General features: G+C 60.7%; 13 protein-coding genes and 2 rRNA genes. 7 read left to right on the forward strand and 8 right to left on the reverse strand.

Features of this window, described 5'->3' with window-relative positions; all coding sequences use genetic code 11:
* From JNK74_12340 to JNK74_12350, 3 genes are all read left to right on the forward strand, one after another.
* Nucleotides 1-150, forward strand: a 23S ribosomal RNA gene (locus JNK74_12340); the annotation flags it as partial.
* Nucleotides 151-273: 123 nt separating this feature from the next.
* Nucleotides 274-390: ribosomal RNA gene (gene rrf / locus JNK74_12345) — 5S ribosomal RNA — on the forward strand.
* A gap of 296 nt (nucleotides 391-686) precedes the next feature.
* Nucleotides 687-2,204, forward strand: a complete 1,518-nt coding sequence (locus JNK74_12350) for a glycosyltransferase family 39 protein (protein ID MBL7646968.1) — start codon at nucleotides 687-689, stop codon at nucleotides 2,202-2,204.
* A gap of 427 nt (nucleotides 2,205-2,631) precedes the next feature.
* On the opposite strand, the gene JNK74_12355 is transcribed toward JNK74_12350, so the two are convergent.
* From JNK74_12355 to JNK74_12365, 3 genes are all read right to left on the reverse strand, one after another.
* Nucleotides 2,632-3,777, reverse strand: coding sequence for a Gfo/Idh/MocA family oxidoreductase (locus JNK74_12355; protein ID MBL7646969.1), 1,146 nt, complete (start codon nucleotides 3,775-3,777; stop codon nucleotides 2,632-2,634).
* 284 nt (nucleotides 3,778-4,061) lie between these two features.
* A complete protein-coding gene (locus tag JNK74_12360; protein ID MBL7646970.1) occupies nucleotides 4,062-4,961 on the reverse strand; it encodes a sugar phosphate isomerase/epimerase in 900 nt (299 codons plus the stop codon).
* 67 nt (nucleotides 4,962-5,028) lie between these two features.
* Complete coding sequence (locus JNK74_12365) at nucleotides 5,029-6,264, reverse strand: hypothetical protein (protein ID MBL7646971.1); 1,236 nt, start codon at nucleotides 6,262-6,264, stop codon at nucleotides 5,029-5,031.
* A 267-nt stretch (nucleotides 6,265-6,531) separates the two neighbouring features.
* Here JNK74_12365 and JNK74_12370 point away from each other — a divergent pair, with 267 nt between their 5' ends.
* From JNK74_12370 to JNK74_12380, 3 genes are all read left to right on the forward strand, one after another.
* Complete coding sequence (locus JNK74_12370) at nucleotides 6,532-7,167, forward strand: CoA pyrophosphatase (protein MBL7646972.1); 636 nt, start codon at nucleotides 6,532-6,534, stop codon at nucleotides 7,165-7,167.
* A gap of 126 nt (nucleotides 7,168-7,293) precedes the next feature.
* On the forward strand, nucleotides 7,294-7,749 hold the full coding sequence (locus JNK74_12375) for a transmembrane 220 family protein (GenBank protein MBL7646973.1): 456 nt from the start codon (nucleotides 7,294-7,296) through the stop codon (nucleotides 7,747-7,749).
* Between the two features lie 109 nt (nucleotides 7,750-7,858).
* The gene (locus JNK74_12380) at nucleotides 7,859-8,920 is read left to right on the forward strand and encodes a DUF2920 family protein (GenBank protein MBL7646974.1); all 1,062 of its coding nucleotides are present in this window, start codon (nucleotides 7,859-7,861) and stop codon (nucleotides 8,918-8,920) included.
* A 690-nt stretch (nucleotides 8,921-9,610) separates the two neighbouring features.
* Here JNK74_12380 and JNK74_12385 read toward each other — a convergent pair.
* The 5 genes from JNK74_12385 to JNK74_12405 all read right to left on the reverse strand — a co-directional run bounded on the left by JNK74_12385 (nucleotide 9,611) and on the right by JNK74_12405 (nucleotide 14,569).
* Complete coding sequence (locus JNK74_12385) at nucleotides 9,611-10,648, reverse strand: IS110 family transposase (protein ID MBL7646975.1); 1,038 nt, start codon at nucleotides 10,646-10,648, stop codon at nucleotides 9,611-9,613.
* Between the two features lie 235 nt (nucleotides 10,649-10,883).
* Complete coding sequence (locus JNK74_12390) at nucleotides 10,884-11,207, reverse strand: helix-turn-helix transcriptional regulator (GenBank protein MBL7646976.1); 324 nt, start codon at nucleotides 11,205-11,207, stop codon at nucleotides 10,884-10,886.
* A gap of 30 nt (nucleotides 11,208-11,237) precedes the next feature.
* On the reverse strand, nucleotides 11,238-11,666 hold the full coding sequence (locus JNK74_12395) for an SRPBCC domain-containing protein (GenBank protein MBL7646977.1): 429 nt from the start codon (nucleotides 11,664-11,666) through the stop codon (nucleotides 11,238-11,240).
* Nucleotides 11,667-11,804: 138 nt separating this feature from the next.
* Complete coding sequence (locus JNK74_12400) at nucleotides 11,805-12,803, reverse strand: hypothetical protein (GenBank protein MBL7646978.1); 999 nt, start codon at nucleotides 12,801-12,803, stop codon at nucleotides 11,805-11,807.
* Nucleotides 12,804-12,856: 53 nt separating this feature from the next.
* Nucleotides 12,857-14,569: a DEAD/DEAH box helicase gene (locus JNK74_12405; protein ID MBL7646979.1), complete on the reverse strand. Its 1,713-nt coding sequence runs from the start codon at nucleotides 14,567-14,569 to the stop codon at nucleotides 12,857-12,859.
* Between the two features lie 330 nt (nucleotides 14,570-14,899).
* Between JNK74_12405 and JNK74_12410 the strand changes: the two genes are divergently transcribed.
* Nucleotides 14,900-16,672 (forward strand): ATP-dependent Clp protease proteolytic subunit, encoded by a 1,773-nt coding sequence (locus JNK74_12410; protein MBL7646980.1) that lies wholly within the window; start codon nucleotides 14,900-14,902, stop codon nucleotides 16,670-16,672.
* Nucleotides 16,673-16,689: the final 17 nt, after the last annotated feature.

Below are 16,689 nucleotides of genomic sequence, written 5' to 3' on the forward strand. Positions count from 1 at the left end.
CATCTAAGCACGAAGCCCCACCCAAGATAAGATTTCCCTGGGAGCAATCCCCTTAAGAGCCCTGGTAGACCACCAGGTTGATAGGCTGGAAGTGTAAGCACGGCGACGTGTTCAGCGGACCAGTACTAATCGCTCGTGAGGCTTGGTCTTTAGCACTCATAGAGTTGCTAATCATCAACTCCCTTTAGCCGTCTGATTTTGTAATCCAGTAAATTACCCAACATTCTCTGTCAAAACTATCTTTGTCAGACACAGTCCTGACTACAAAGTTTTGCCGGTGGCTATAGCGACAGGGCCACACCCGTTCCCATTCCGAACACGGAAGTTAAGACTGTCTGCGCCCATGGTACTGCACGGGCAACTGTGTGGGAGAGTAGGACGCTGCCGGCGCTACATTAAAAAGGCCCCTCGGGTTATACCGAGGGGCCTTTTCTCGTCTCTACACAAAATTACGCCCACACCGATCACCCACCAGAACATAGCAACCACGGGGCTAATGGGTCTCATGGGTCTAATGGGTCTTGCGGGCCGTGTGGATTTGGATGGCAACTGTCAACTGTCAACTGTCAACTATCAACTATCAACTATCAACTATCAACTATCAACTTTGTGTTCTCTGCGTCCTTTGAGGTTAAATACTGCCTTCGAACCCGGCAACGTACCGCTCTGGAAGGAAAAACGCCCAAGTGACCAAGGATCCCAATGTGTCTCCACGCACCTCACATGGCGCGCTCCTGATCCTTCTGGCCATCATCACACTTGGCGCCGCCCTGCGCCTCGCCTCCATCACCCGAGAATCCGCCTGGGGCGACGAAGCCCTCACCACCGCCTGTTATCCCGCGGAATCCTTCGCTGACTGCATGGACTGCGTCTTCGCCGAAGACGCTAGACTGCGGATCGCGCCCGTTTACTATTGGGTGCAGTATGCCTGGACATTGGTCGCAGGCGGCTCACTCACTTCCCTTCGCCTCCTCTCCGTGTTCCTCTCAATCGTCACCACGGTCCAGCTTTTCAATTTAGGTCGCCTCATTGCCGGAAACACCGCCGGACTTTGGGGCACGGCCCTTTTCAACCTGTCTCTCTTTCAAATCTACTACGGACAGGAAGTTCGCTTCTATGCCCTCATGAATGTCTTCGCCCTCGCCGCACTCCACGGCCTCGCATTGTACCTGCGAGAGTCCAAACTGCGTTACCTGGCGCTGTGTGTGGCCGGGAACGCGCTCCTCATTTGGACCCACACCTTCTCCGTCGTATTTGTCTTTGCCCAGGGCTTCCTACTCCTCGGCTGGTGGAAGCATCTCCGCACCATCCTGCCCTGGTTCACCGCCCACGGCCTCATGGCCCTGGCGCTTTTCGCCTGGCTCGCTTTCCTCGACTACGACTTCGCCGGACAGAGCGCCGCCTACCGCGACATGCCCGCCGGCCCCCGCGAGCTCGCCAACACCTTTCTCCAATTTGCCGGCGGACGCTTCTCCAACATCAACCCCGCGCCCTGGATGCCCCTTGGCTTCAGCGCCGACCTTCTGATCGCCGCGAGCACGGCCGCCCTGGCCGCATACGCCCTTTTCAAGTCCTGGAGTAAAAAAGTGGAGGCCGCGCCATCACCGGGGCTCTCGCGAGGTGAAGCCGCGCTCCTGCTCGTCGCCTTTCTTGGCCCCATACTGGGGCTCTACCTCCTTAACTGGTATTGGCGACCATGCTTCTTCAGCCGCTACGTGGTTTACGCGGCCTTGCCCCTCCAGCTCCTTGCGGCCAGCGGTCTGAGCGCCCTTCCGCGCACGGGGCTGGTCCCGCGCAGGGTGGCCATCTTTATCCTCCTCCTTTTCACCTGGCAACACCTCGCCCTGCCCCGGCCTTTCCGCGCCGACTACGGCGAGCTCGCCCGCGCCGTCGCGAACGACCCATCCCACCACCGCGCCGTCATCGCCCTCAAACCTTTCAATTTCGACGCGGCCGAATACGCCCTGCGAGACCAGTACGTGCCCGTCGAGCTCCTCCACGGCCTCAAGGAAATGGTGGCCGTCGCGCAACGTCGCTGTGCCGCCGGGGAATCCGTCTGGGCCGTCTTCTATCGGTGGGACGACACCGCCGCTTTCGAGCGGGCCCTCAAGGACGGCGGCGCAATGATCACACACCACAGGACCGCGGGCATGCCTCCCCTCGACTTGTTTCACGTGAGTCGTGGCGCGGGGAATACCGAGTAAAGAAGCCGACGCGTTCGGGGTCGTGTCGCCTGTCCTGCGCTCGCACTAACGGGGGGGCACCGAACACAACTACCCCGGTATCCTTCCCTGAATTAAGATCAGCAGTCATCTAATGGCCCCTAGCCCCCAACACTAGTTCTTACAAGAAGGGTGTCTCAAATATTCTGGCACATAGAGCCTTTTCTATGCCGCCCTTTCAGGGCTCAACCCTGGGTGTGCCGGACCCCAGGGCTCGCTACACTCGCGCCTGGGCTACGATATGCCGTCCCTTCGGGACTAAGAAGATACATCTACACGATGATTTTCGATATGCGATGGGCATTTCACTAAGCAGTATGGCGGAGTAGAGGACCCAAAAGAAAAACGGCCCCGACAATTGCCGGGGCCGCCTCTTAAAGTTCACGATCTATCGCCCCCGCGTTTTTCTTCAGGCCTTGCAGCTTTCCCACTGGCCGGTCTTGCCGGACTTCAGGACGGCGTCGCAGACGTATTGGGTTTCGAGTGCGTCGCGGAAGTTGGGGCGTACGGGTGCCTGGCCGGCTTCGAGGCTCTTGAGGAAGTCGGCGATGGCGTTGACGAAGGTGTGTTCGTAGCCGATCGTCGTGCCCGGGACCCAGTATTTGTCCATGTAGGGGTGCTCGAAGTCGGTGACGAGGATGGTCTGCCAGCCGTGGATGTGGCTTTCGTGTTTGTTGTCGAAGAACTGGAGCTGGTGGGGATCTTCGAGGTCGAAGTAGATCGAACCATGTTCGCCGTTGACTTCGAAGGTGTTCTGGTTTTTGCGGCCGCGGGCGTAGCGGGTGGATTCGAAGGTGGCGAGGGCGCCATTGTCGAATTTGGCGAGAAAGGCGCAGGCGTCGTCGATGGTGACTTCCTGTTTCTGTCCCGTGAGGTTGTGCTGACGCTCTTTGATGAAGGTTTCGGTGATGGCGGTGACTTTCTCCATGCCGCCAATGAGCCAGATGGCGGAATCGATGGAGTGGGCGAGGAGGTCGCCGGTGACGCCGCTGCCAGCCACGGAGGCGTCCAGGCGCCAGAGGCCCGCGCCGCCCTGGGGCAGCTCGGGGGAGATGGTCCAGTCCTGGAGGTACTTGGCGCGGTAGTGGAAAATGCGTCCGAGGCGGCCTTCGTCGATGAGGCGCTTCGCGAGGGTGATCGCGGGGACGCGGCGGTAGTTGTACCAGACCATGTTGGGCACGCCGGCTTTTTCCACGGCGGCGGTCATGCGCTCGCCTTCTTCGGCGTTCATGGCGAGGGGTTTCTCGCAGAGAATCATCTTGCCTTTGGCGGCGGCGGCGAGGACGATTTCTTCGTGGGTGTTGTTGGGGCTGCCGATGTCGATGCAGTCGATGTCGTCGCGTTCGACGAGCTTGCGCCAGTCGGTCTCGATGCTTTCATAACCCCAGTTGTCGGCGAAGGCCTGGGCCTTTTCGGCGTTGCGCGCGCAGGCGGCCTTGAGGACAGGCTGGTATTCGAGGTCGAAGAAGTTGTTGACCTTGCGGAAGGCGTTCGAGTGGGCGCGGCCCATGAAGCCGTAGCCGATCATGCCGATGTTGAGCTTTTTCTTTGCCATGGTGTCTCTCCTTGGTGTGGGCCCCGGTCGGGGGCCGATGATTTCGCCGCGGGGTGTCGCGGGGGTCTTAGGAATGGGTCTTATGGGTCTTATGGGTCTTATGGGACCAATGGGTCTTATGGGCAATGGCGCATAGGACCCATCGGACCCTTACAACTTATTCGGAGCGGAGCTCCGGGGACTGCATTCTCCGCCCAGGCGCATCTGCGACCAAGCGGAGCTTGGGAACGAGTGGGCTATTCACAAAAAAGCCCCCCGTTGCCGGGGGGCTTGGCATTCGGGTCTTAGCCGCAGAACTTCTTGTTCAACTCGTCGATGCTCTTCTTGCAGCGCTCGGTCACCTTCCAGGCGTCGGGCCAGAAGCAGAGGTCGATGGTCCACCAGTCGTGGGGCACGCCGGCGTCGAGGAGCGCGGGCACGATCTCGTCGAAGTTCAGGTAGCCGTCGCCGAAGGGCGGGTGGCTGCTGGTCTCGTCGTGGTGCAGCGTGCCGTCGGAGTCGATAAGGTGGATGTGGTTAATCTTGCCCTTAAGCTTCTGGGCCATTTCGAGGCAGCCGCCGGGGAGCACTTCTTTGGCGCCGTGCTGACGGGCGCCTTTACCGGCGACCATTTCCGCGTGGCAGGTGTCGAATTCGATGCCGAAGTTTTCTTCGTTCACTTCATCGACAATGCGCAGCACGTCGGAGGGCTTGTTGAAGGCGAAGCCGGGTTCGAACTCCCAGGTGACGTAGCAGCCGAGGTCGGCGGCGATCTTGGAGCATTCCTTCCAGGTGCTGACGACGCGCTTCTTGGCCACGTCGTAGTCGATCTCCGCGTGGATCGTGGGGGGCTGGACGCAGTCAACGCGCACGCCCTTGATGCCGAGGTCGTGGGCAAACTGGGCGCCCTGCTTGAAGGCGGCGATGTAGCCGGAGGGGTCTTCGGCGTTGACGAGCTTTTCGCCCCAGAGATTCGGCACGAAGCCGGAGAACCCGATGCCGATTTCCTTCGCCTGGGCCACGATCTTGTCGCGGTCTTCCTTGTTCGGGGCGTTTTCGGGGCTGGGGTGGATCGAGAAACCGCCCACTTCCACGCCGTCAAAATTCAAGCTCTTGAGGGTCTTCAGCACTTCTTCCCAGGGGATGGGGCTGTTTTCGTAAGGGCCAATGCTGTAGGCCCAGCTTCCGATGGAGATCTTTTTCATGGTGACGTTGTTCCTTCTGGTTTCGGTGGTCGCAGGGCCACCGGCTCTCGCTTCCTGCAGATATTTATTACCGCGCGTAGCTTCCGATGGCCGGAGCCTGGGGGTTCACATCCGGGCCGAAGTAGCGGAGGATGACCAGGGGGCATTCCTTGGCCAGATTCTCGACTTCGTAGCCTTCGCCGGCGCGTTTTGCGGTGATGAACACTTCGTCCTCGGTCATCTCGCCGAAGCGGATCATGTCGGGGCTTTCGAGGGCGAGATTGCCGACGCGACCGCGACCCTGAACGGTGATCAGGCTGGTGGCGCCACGATCTTTGATCGTGACCTTCTTGCCGGGATTCACCGTCAGTTCCTTGGCGGAGAAGTAGTCCTTGCCCTTCACGCCGCCGTAGACGATCCAGCGATCGGTGTGGGCGTCGTCCTGGGTGTCGATGATGGGTTCGAGGTAGTGGTTTTCCTTGAAGTTCGGATCCACGTTCGATTCCCAGTCGAGCTGATCGACGATGAAGTCGATGTCCTGATGCTTGTCGGCGGGCATGTCCTTTACCAGCAGCGCCCAGGGCACGTCGCGGCCTTCCACGAGGCTCTGGTACATGCCGAAGACGTCGCTGCCCCACTGGGGTTCATAGGTTACCAGGGAGCCGGGGGCGTGAAGTATGCACGGCCCGATCATCCAGCCCGTGCCGGGCTTCAGGCGGTAGGCCTTGGAGAGATCGAGGATGCCGTTGTCGCCCTTGTTCCAGTTCTCGATGCAGCGGCGCACCTGCTCGCGGGTGGTGCCGGGTTCGAGGCCCATGAAGGTGTAGGGGAAGTTGTTGCCGATGGCGTTCATCTGGGGCGGGAAGTAGTAGGACTCGGGCTTGCCTTCCTGGCCCACCAGCGCGGCCTGTTCGGCGTTCTGGTGCATGTGGTGGGGGATGGGGCCCATGTTGTCGAAGAATTTGGAGTACACCGGCCACTTCTTGTACGTGTTCCAAATGGCGTCGCCGATGATCTCGCCACCGAGAGCGTCCACGGCGTCCTTCAGGGTGAAGCGGGCGCCGTCATGGACGACGTAGCTCAGGCCTTCGTCTTCATTGCGGTTGTCGTTGGCCGCCGGGGTGGTGGAGCCAAACCAGCGCTCGTCGATGCCGCCGCGGTGCTTGCCCAGCGCGTAGTAGTCCTGGGGGTGCAGCTTGAGGCGGCGTCCCGGCTGCAGGAACGAGCGGGGCACCCAGGTGGGGGCCAGGCGCAGGATGCCTTCGCCGGCTTCCAGCGCGCCCTTGGCGGCCAGTCCCGCCTTGTCTCCGGAAATGGTATTCATGGTCGACTCCTTCGAAAAAATAACACTACCTTGGTCGTACAGGGACAGAGTTCACCCCTTCGGGGCGTCTGTCCGCGGAAAATGATTGCGGGGGCGGGCCGTTCCACAGCTTTCGTGGCCCGCGGGTGCGCGAGAACGCGGCCTCCTTTATACCACTGGAGCGCCCCGCACGCAAACGGGTATCGCATCCCCGAAACGCGATGGCGTATAATACACAATATTCCACCGTCATTGTCATCTGGAAATCCCGCCCTCAAGGAGTCCCCTGTGCACACCACCCCGCCCCGCCGGCCCATGGAGCACCACAGCCTCGCGGAAATACGGGCGCGCCTGGCGGATTTCACCCCGGAGACGGCGGCTTCCCGCAGCGCGAAACGTGTGGCTGCGGTGGCGATGGTGCTGCGTCACGGGGAAGACGGCGCCCTGGAGGTGCTCTTCATGCAGCGCGCCACCCGTGAGGACGACCCCTGGTCCGGCCAGATGGCCTTCCCGGGCGGGCATGTGGATGCGGACGATCCCAGCGTCGAGGCGGCGGCGCGTCGGGAGACCCTGGAAGAGGTGGGGCTGGCCCTGACGCCGGACATGCTTCTGGGGCGGCTGAGCGATGTGGTTGGTGGACGCCTTCGGACCTTTGAGCTGGCGGTGTGCCCGCTGGTGTATTATTGCCCGGATCCGGGCGAACTGGTCCACAACCACGAGGTCTCCGCCACCGTGTGGGTACCCCTGGCCTATCTGGGCGATGGGCGCAATATCAGCAGCTATTACTACGAACAGCAGGCATTCTCAGGTTTTAGCTATGGTCCCTACACGATCTGGGGGCTGACCTACCGGATTCTGGCGCAGTTCATGGGAATATTCGGAATTGCCCTGCCCACCGCGTGGCCCATGACGCAAGGGGAGTAAGGGAGAACCCTTGCGGAGACGGCGAAAGATAGGTTTCCGTGTCCCCGTGAGTCTTGTACTCGATACCGTGCTATACTGACTTAGCTGTCGTTTCCAACGTGTCGGCCCCAACCCCGCGAGGTATCCATGGAAAAGTCGAAAAAGCTCATCACGCCCTTCCGCGTCGCCAATGTGGTCATGCTGCCCCTGCTGATCCTGTCGATCCTTGTGCAATACAATGATCCCGATGGCATCGTGTGGATGTTGATCTACGGGTATAGCGTGGTTGTTACCGTGCCCGCCATCTTCGGCGTTTACACGGCCTGGGCCATTCCCGGTACCCTGGGCTATCTCGGTGGCTTCGCGGCGCTGGTGCCCACCTTTGAGCACCCCTATCTCAAGAGTGAACTTACGCGCGAGGGTGGCGGGCTGTTCATCGCCGGCGTGTGGATGCTGTGCCTGGCGATCGCGTGGTATCGCAGCCCGGCGCGGATCGTGGCGGCTGATCCAATGCCCACGGGGACCCTGCAGTTGGTGCGGCCCAAAACGGGCGGCGGCGGCGGTGGGTGCGGGAGTGGGAGTTGCGGGTGTGGGAAGAAGTAGGGTTGTTGGGGTACGTATGGGTCGTATGGGTCGTATGGGTCGTATGGGTCGTATGGGTCACTGGACCTATAAGATCCATAAGACCCATTTTTCTACTTGGAGTTTATGGTTGAGTCGCTTGTGCTGGCTGCTGCTTTTCATTAGCGTTCCAGCTTTCGCCGATGATCGTCCCTGGCCCGCGCTGCCTTCGGAGAACGCTTCAGCCGAGCTGCCCGCGCAGGAATGGGCGTTCCAGCCCGGTCCCCGCACGATCACGGCCTATGTCTATTACTCCGGCGGAGCACTGGCAAACGTCAACACCGAGACGGGGCTCTTTCTGAGCCTCCACAACTGGGGCGGCACGAACGCCATCGGCGCGCCCGATCCGCTGGTGCTGGCCGAGCGCTACAATGTCGTGGCGATCTGTGTGGACTATCTCCAGAGCGGGAAATACGACGAAGCCACCCAGCCGCCCTACGATTTTGGCTATCTTCAAGCGCTGGATGCGCTGCGCGCACTCTACTGGGTGCGCAAGGGGTTGATCGACGGCGGCCATGCCTATCACGATGGTCGGACCTATGCCGCGGGCGGCTCGGGAGGCGGCAACGTTAGTCACATGGCCAACAAGCTGGCGCCCCGTACCTTCGCGGCGATTGTGGATTGCTCGGGCATGGCGAAGTTGAGTTATGACATCGCCTTTGGTCGTCCGGGGGGCTCCTATCTCGACGCGGGCTACAGCCGCAACCGGAAGAGTCCGGACTATCTCTCGAAGGATGCGCGCGACCTTCGCGACATTGGCTTTCCTTCACACCTCACGCAGATGGTGGCGCTGGGCAACGAGGCGCGGGTCTTTGTCGTCCACGGTGCGCGGGACAAGGTGTGTCCCACGGCGGACAAGCAGCGGCTGGTGCGGAACATGACGCGGGCGGGCTTGAAGATCGACGCACGCTTCATTGGCGAAAAGGATCTCGACGGCGAGGTGTTCAAGGACACGGGCCACAGCGTGGGGGACCGCACCCGGATCTTGCAGCACGTAGCGGATGCCGCGTTGCTGCCGGGAAGTCCCGATGCCGCCGTGCGAAAGGGAGCCAGCGATTTCGAGCGGCGCGAGGTGATTCGCTACGCAACGAAGAACGGCGCGTGGGAAATAGATTTCGCGGCGGGGTATCCCGTGGGACGCTTTGTTCCGTAGGGACAGCGTCGCCCCGAGTCTGAATGTAGCGAATCGTACCGCTGGTGCACAATTTCGCCCGCGTAGGGCGAAAATCACTTCCACTGGCGAGGCTGTCCTGTCGTCAGCGAGGGGGACGGGGATTTTCAGCGCTGACATTGCGTCGCGAAAGATTCTGATTTCTAAGAGTAGCTTACGCGAGGCTGAGAGGTGCGTTGGCAGTGCCAAGCCACGACGTCATACGACAGGACATCCATGATAGGTTTTTGTCAAGCGACGAATGGGAGATTCGTCTCCGCTGGGCTTCATACCTGGGTTTGTATGCTATTCTAGACTTGCCTGCCCGGAGGATACGGCAACGCTGGCGAGCGACCGGAGCGCCGCAGCAGGCGGGTTATACGGATGAGGGCGGTTCGGCGTTGTCGTTCCGCCCTATTTTTTCAATGTCATCTGGCAACCCTCTAAAGCGTTAAACGCACAGTATGGTCGAGCGCACCTTGCTTGTTACCTCATTGGGCCAACGGGGATCGATGGGATCAACGTGACCAGACATCCATTTGCAGCATCCGAGCGCCGGAGCGCCTTCGCCGAAGTTTGAGTTTGGGTAAACCCGCCGGCCTCCAAACAGCCCCAAGGGGTATCGTGGAAGCTCCACTTGCCCAGTCCTGTCGACGGGAGGACCGGCGGAAAAAAAGTGCGCGGATAGGCGGTTCAGGCCCTGGTAAACATTGTGAATTCCTTTTGGGTCTTGTCGACGCACATCAGATAAGCCACCAGTTTTCGCGCGACAGCCAGCGTGGCCTGGTTGCTGTTCGCGCCCTCGGCCAGCGCCTTGTCGTGGGCCTCCTTGAGTTGAGGATTGAAAGTCGGGCCCTTCTTGGCCGCTTCGATGAGCACCCACTGAATGTGGGGATTGCGTTGCTTGGACAGGGGGCCGCGTGTACTCTTGCCCGCAGACTCGCGCAGGGCGCTGCACAACCCGCAGTAGCTGACCGCCTTCTTAACCGAGGAGAAGCGCCAGGGATCCCCGATTTCCAGGGCCCACGTCAGCGCGGTTATCGGGCCAACCCCGCGAATGCTCTGGAGACGAGTCACACGTTCGGAAAGCAGTGTGTGCTTCTCCAGCTCTCGCACAATCATCCGCTGGTTCTGTTCGAAGGCTTCCACGCTGCCCCGCGCCAGCATTAGCAGGTTCTTCACCGACGCCGGTGTGTCTTGCAAGTTGTCCATCAGGTGTGTAAAGTAACGCTTCTGGTGCAGTTTGTCGCTGTCATACTCCTCGCCCACTTCCATGAGAAAGCCGCCCAGCCGGTTCTTGAAGCGCGTGGACTCGCACTTGAGCAGGTTGCGGTACCGCAACGCACGGCGCAGTTCGCGCAGCGCGCGGGGGAGCATAAAACACTCCGGGAAGAAATTGGCCTGCAGCAGGCTGGCCAGAGCACGCGCATCCATCCGGTCGTTCTTCTTCTTGCCCGCCCCAATCGCCTTCAGCTTATGTGGAGAGCCAACTTTAACCGCGCACCCCAGTGACTCCAGGTAATCATAAATCCAGGCAGTGAACATCGTGGCCTCCATCCCAAACTCCCGCTGGCCGCGGAAGCTGCTGCGAAGACCTTTGACCCAATCGCCAATCTCTGTCCGGTTGGCATTTATACGGCCTTCAGCGACTCTTTCGCCACACGCATTTATAACACAGTAAGAGATGGTTTTCTTGTGGACATCCATACCCACGGCGTAGTACTTTCGCATGAGAGGTCTCCTTATATGGGTTTAGAGTGAAGCGACTGTTGACCCGTTTATTCTAAACCCAGGGAGGCTTCTTCCAACAAGCCCCCTATACATTCAAACAGCCCCGCCGGTTAACGCAAACTTTGCCCGACCAGAGAGTACCTTCGGGTACAGAGCCCGTTTCGCTTTTTGCTATCGCGGGGCGACGCTGTCCCTACGGCTTCCGCACGTTTCTCGCTTCTTAGCACCAGTCCGTTTAGTCCTTCCCTTCCAGCCTATTTTTCAATCGCACCAGCGGCCCGGCCCAGAGATCTTCAAATGGGCTCACCCAGCGCTCGTAAATCATGCGGATGGGAATCACGTTGAGCGAGTTGATTCGCCTGCGCCCTTCCGCCTTCGTCAGTATCAGTCCCGCTTCGCGGAGCACATCCATGTGCTTCATCACCGCGAAGCGGGACAAATCGGGAAAGAGCGCCACGAGGTCCGTGGTGGTGCGGGGGCCCAGTCGCAATTCATCAAGAATCGCGCGGCGCGTCGGGTCGGCCAGGGCCTTCCAAATGGCGTCGAGGCTGTCGTCCATGGGGCGGGAGTGTAACACGGGCGCGCCGCGTCAGCCCTCCGCCGTGGCCTTCGCCTTCGCCAGCATTTCGCCCCAGCCCTTGGTCATGCCTTCACGCATTTCATCGGGGATGACGCCCAGGCACTGGTGGCGGAACTTCATTTTCGCCCCGCTCGCCGTTTCCTCGATGCGAACGATGATGTTGTTCGCCACGGGCGCGGACATGAAGAGGGGACCGCAGAATTCAATCAGGTGCGGCGGCTTGATCGATTGCACGTGCGCCCACAGGTGGCCCGTGTTGTTGCCGAAATCCCGGAACCAGCGGCCCCCGGGCCACAATTCCATCTTCATCGGCGTATTCCCGCCGGGTCCATTGATCATTTCCTCCACATAACCATCAAAGACGGCCTGGGGCGTTGCGGCGATGTCGAGTTCCAGTTCGATGTTCATGATGGAGGGGGTTTCGGGTGTGGTGGACATGGTCTTGAAAACTCCTTGGGGTTCGTTGCTGCCAATACGTGACTAAATGGTAACGTATTGGGCCGGGCTTGTCAAGGGGGTTGTGGACGGAGTGGATTCGCCGCGGCGAATGGACGAGGTGGCGGGGACGGCGATTTTTCAGTGTGCGTCGGCCCACGCGCTATAGCGCGCCAGCACGTCTTCCCGGCTCGTAAAGAGCGTTACCACAACCCGCATTTTGTACCCATACGTCTGGCCGACCTTCGGCTCGCGGATCACATATTGCCAGTCCCACGCAGGACTGTGGGGATCGGGCTTGCCCGATTCGTCCTTGATGAAGTTCCACAGGGCAAAGCGCATCGGCTCGATCTGGTTGAACATGAGGATATAGGCGAGGGTGTCGTCCTTCGTGGCGAGATCGTGGTCGCCATCGATGAGGCCGAAGTAGAAGGGCAGTACGAAATGCTTTGCAGGGTGCTCAATGATGTTGAGCGACTTCGATTCCGCTTCATAGGGCAGAGGCGCGACACCCTTCGCGGCCACGGTGCCGGTCTCGAAGCCCTGGGCGTCGCTGGTGGCCTCGCCGAATTGAAGCCAGCTCTCCTCGCCACCGGTGGTTCCCCAGAAGTGAATAGGCCGCTCGACGGTGCGCGCCATATAGCTCGCCCACATGAACGCGAGGTAACCTTGAGGCCAGGATTCCCGCGTGGGCGTTGCGGAGAACGTCATATCAATGGCGTCGGGCTCCACGAAGGTGTAGGTCATGGTGCAGTCCACGCCCCACGAGGACGATGCGGCGGGCCAGTGAAGCGACGCCTGTTTTCCGTCTTGTTTGAGGAGCACATTCGGCTCCACGCGCGGGGTGAACATGGAGATGGCGGCATCGGTCGCCGCACCGTTGAAGATGTGCTCGAAGTTGAGCCCCACCTGTTTGGCGCGGTAGATGCTCATGTCCGGGCAGAGGCGGTGACTCAGCAAATTGAAGCCGCCGCCGTCGCGCTTCGCGTTGCCTTCATTGTCGAGGAGCCAGCCGGATAGATCGGCGTTGCTCAGGAAGACTTCATTGGCGGGATTGCCGTTTACGGCGCGGCCGGGTTCGGTGGTGTCGGCACAGGTGACGGCGGCGAACAGAAACGAGCAGAAAAGCGAGCGAATCATGGCGTGGATCTCCCGGAGGCACAGAATAACACGTCCGGGGCGCGATGGCGACGTTAACCGGGGAGCTGCGAGGCCTCTTCCGCCGCCAGCACCTGATCCTCGGTCAGGATCTCGTAGCGATAGCCTTGCTCCGTCAGAAACAACTGCCGCTTCACCGAGTAGTCTTGATCGCAGGTGTCGCGGGAGACCAGCGAGTAAAACCGCGCCACCACGTTCTCCTCGCTCTTGGGCCGCAGGATTCGCCCGAGGCGCTGGGCCTCCTCCTGGCGGCTGCCGAAGGTGCCGGAAACCTGAATGGCGATGTTGGCGTCGGGCAGGTCGATGGCGAAGTTGGCCACCTTGGACACGATGAGCAGCTTGATTTCGCCGGTGCGGAAGGCCGCATAAAGCTTTTCGCGCTCGCCGTTGGGCGTGCGCCCGGTAATGATGGGCGCACCGAACTTCTTTGAAAGCTCCTTGAGCTGATCGAGGAACTGGCCGATGATGAGGACATTGTCGTCCTTGTGCCGGTTGATGAGAAACTCGCACATTCTGGCCTTGGACGGATTGCACGAGGCGATGCGAAACTTCAGGCGCTTGGGCGACACGGCGTAGTTGTAGCGCTCGCTCTCGGGCAGGCGGATGCGGATTTCGGAGCAGATGGCCGTGGCGATCCAGCCCTGCTTTTCCAGCACCTTCCAGGGCACGTCGTATTTCTTTGGGCCGATGAGGCTGAAGACGTCGTCCTCCCGGGCGTCTTCGCGCACGAGGGTGGCGGTGAGCCCGAGACGCCGGCGCGCCTGGAGGGAGGCCGTGGCGCGGAACACGGGCGCGGGCAGGAGATGGACCTCGTCGTAGATCACCAGGCCCCACTGCCCCTCGTCGAAAAGGCCAAAGTGCAAAAAGGGGCCGTCTTTCGTCTTGCGGTAGGTCAGCACCTGATAGGTGGCCAGGGTCACCGGGCGGATAGTCTTGGTCTCGCCGCTGTACTCGCCGATCTGATCTTCCGTCAGGTCGGTCTTGTCGAGAATCTCATTCTTCCATTGGCGCAGGGCCACGGTATTGGTCGTAAGAATCAAGGTATGGGTCTTCACGGTCGCCAGGGCCCCGATAGCGACCACCGTCTTCCCCGCGCCGCAGGGCAGCACCACGACGCCGCTGCCACCCCGGTTGGTGCCGTTGGCGTGGAAGGCCTCCACCGATTCTTTCTGGTACTTGCGCAGGCCAAACTCCCGCCCCGAAAGGCAGGTTTCCCGCAGGTTCACCGTCAGCGGTGCGCCCTCGGCATAGCCCGCAAGGTCTTCCACGGGGAAACCCAGCTTGATCAGGGCGCATTTGACGTTGCCCCGATCCGCCGGCTTCACCAGAATCCGCTTCATGTCCGGCGTGCCCGTCACATATGGCTGGACCGATTTCTGGTTGAGAATTTCCATGATCAGCATGGAATCGTCGGATTCGATGACCAGTTGGCCGTCTTCGGGCTGCTTGTACAGCTTGAGGCGGCCATAACGCCCGATTTGCTCTTCCACTTCCGCCGTTATGTTCTGGGGAATCTCATACTTGCTGTAGAGCAGCAGTCCATCCAGCACCTCCTTCACCGTCATGCCCGCCGCCGCCGCATTCCAGAGCGAGAGGGGCGTGATGCGGTAGGTGTGGATGTGTTCCGGTGATTTTACCAGCTCCGCAAAACCCGCAAGGCAGTCCCGCGCCTCGGCGTAAGCGGGCCCATCGGTTTCGAGCAGGATCGAGCGATCAGATTGGACGATTACAGGTTTATCGGTTGCCATAGCGCGGAAGTCTAACACAATCCGGGGAAAGTTGCACGCAGGTTTCAGGCTGTAGGCTGTAGGCTGTAGGCTGTAGGCTTCAGGCTTCAGGCTGTAACGGGTTTTGTACGACCCATACGACCCATACGACCCATACGACCCATACGACCCATACGACCCATACGACCCATACGACCCATACGACCCATAAGACCCATAAGACCCATAAGACCCATAAGGCTCCGATTGACGACCTGTTGACCCAGCACGTAGAATAAAACTCCGGGTCCAGTGGTATAGGCGACGTGGCCCTGGTTCCGTAGGGCCGTTTTGAAGAGAGGACGTTTCCCCATGCTACGGGTTTTAGGCTTCCTATCCCTGATGATCCTGGCGCTGAACGGCGCCGTTGCCCAGGAGCCTGCGGTGGAGTCCTCTCCCGTGCCCGCGGAAAACGCCCCTGCGGGCGAGACCGCCCCCACGATTCCCTCCTGGGCTGCCGATTCCACCGCCACATCCGTGGATGCCGCCCCTCCGGCTCCCGTTCACGAAGCAACCGGCGAACCCTTTGTGGTCATCTGCCGTATCGAAGAAGAAATCGACGAGGGTGTGGCTGTCATCGTTGAGCGGGCGGTGCGCGAAGCCGAAAACGCATCCGCGCTGCTGTTCGTCATCAACACCCCCGGCGGCCGCGTGGATTCCGCCATCGAAATAACCTCCAGCATCATGTCCGTGAAGTGCCCCACCATCGCCTTTATTGAAGGCATGGGCGCCATCTCGGCGGGTGCGCTGATCAGCTATTCCTGCGACTATATCTACATGGCCGAAGGATCCAACATCGGCGCGTCCACCCCCATCATGCCCGGCGTGGAGACCACCGCGGAGATGGACGAGAAGTCCAATTCCTTCGTTCGCGGCAAGTACCGCGCCCTGGGCGAGGCCAACGGCCACGACCCTATCCTGGGTGAGGCCATGGTGGACCGTAACATGGAAGTGCGGGCCTACCGCAATCCCGACGGCACCTATCGCATCTTTGAAGTGGACGCCGGAAAATCCGAAATCGCCCGCGAACAGAACAAGGACGCCCTCGACGTAATACTTGATTCCATTACCGAAGGCAACGGTGAAGGCGCCGAGGATATTAAGAAGGTACTCCGCGATGTACTGGACGTTCCCGCGCCTGAGGGGACGCCGGAAACAGCGCCCGAGCCCGGCTCGCCGGATGAGGACTACCGCGCCCTGCTCAACGCCAACACGGAGCTGGTGAGCGCCCGGGGCGAACTGCTCACCATGACTTCGAATGAGGCCGTGCACTTTGGCCTGGCAAAAAGCATTACGACCGATATCGATGACACCCTGCGCGAGCACCTGCTGGGCAGCGTGGATCGCCTCGAAATCATTCCCACGTGGGAAGAGGCGCTCTTCGCTTTCCTGACCAGCCCCACCATTGCCGGGTTACTGCTGATGGCCGGACTGGGCAGTATCTATGTGGAAGTCCGCACGCCCGGTTTCGGCGGCGCGGGCATCCTCGGCGCGGCGTGTCTGGCGTTGTTCTTCGGGTCCCACATGGTTATCGGCATGGCCGACTGGATCGATCTCGCCCTGATTGTCGCGGGATTCCTGCTCATCCTTGCCGAGGTGTTTCTGTTGCCCGGATTCGGCCTCGCCGGCGTGGCCGGATTCGCCTGTCTGCTGGGCGGTTGTTACCTGGCCCTCGTCAAGGCGCCCATGCCCGAGTTTTCCTGGGAGTTCGCCGCCACGCATCAGGCCCTGTACACCCTGTGCGTGGGCATGTTCAGCTTCATCGGGTTCGTCCTGGTCTCGGGCTTTATCCTGCCCTACACTCCGCTGGGCAACGCCATGATTCTGGGTACCGCCCTCGATTCGGAAGCGGGCTATACCTCCCAGTCCGACGAGGCCACCCAGGCCATTGCCGGTTTGCGCGGCGTGGCGGCCACCAAATTGCGCCCGGCGGGCAAGGGGCGCTTCGGCGATCAAAAGCTCGACGTGGTCACCCGGGGCGAATTCCTGGACGAAGGCACCCCTATTGTCATCCTCTCCTCCGACGGAAACCGCATCGTGGTCTCCCAGGCGGAGGAGCCCCTGAACGGCTGGCGGACCGACTGACGGCCGCGCCCGCAAGG

Source organism: Candidatus Hydrogenedentota bacterium (assembly GCA_016791475.1).
GTDB lineage: Bacteria > Hydrogenedentota > Hydrogenedentia > Hydrogenedentales > JAEUWI01 > JAEUWI01.

Coding starts and splice junctions, on each gene's coding strand:
- JNK74_12390 (MBL7646976.1), bottom strand. CDS start 11,207: ATGGACGACAGCCTCGACGCCATTTGGAAGGCCCTGGCCGACCCGACG.
- JNK74_12360 (MBL7646970.1), bottom strand. CDS start 4,961: ATGAAAAAGATCTCCATCGGAAGCTGGGCCTACAGCATTGGCCCTTAC.
- JNK74_12375 (MBL7646973.1), top strand. CDS start 7,294: ATGGAAAAGTCGAAAAAGCTCATCACGCCCTTCCGCGTCGCCAATGTG.
- JNK74_12355 (MBL7646969.1), bottom strand. CDS start 3,777: ATGGCAAAGAAAAAGCTCAACATCGGCATGATCGGCTACGGCTTCATG.
- JNK74_12395 (MBL7646977.1), bottom strand. CDS start 11,666: ATGTCCACCACACCCGAAACCCCCTCCATCATGAACATCGAACTGGAA.
- JNK74_12405 (MBL7646979.1), bottom strand. CDS start 14,569: ATGGCAACCGATAAACCTGTAATCGTCCAATCTGATCGCTCGATCCTG.
- JNK74_12400 (MBL7646978.1), bottom strand. CDS start 12,803: ATGATTCGCTCGCTTTTCTGCTCGTTTCTGTTCGCCGCCGTCACCTGT.
- JNK74_12365 (MBL7646971.1), bottom strand. CDS start 6,264: ATGAATACCATTTCCGGAGACAAGGCGGGACTGGCCGCCAAGGGCGCG.
- JNK74_12410 (MBL7646980.1), top strand. CDS start 14,900: ATGCTACGGGTTTTAGGCTTCCTATCCCTGATGATCCTGGCGCTGAAC.
- JNK74_12385 (MBL7646975.1), bottom strand. CDS start 10,648: ATGCGAAAGTACTACGCCGTGGGTATGGATGTCCACAAGAAAACCATC.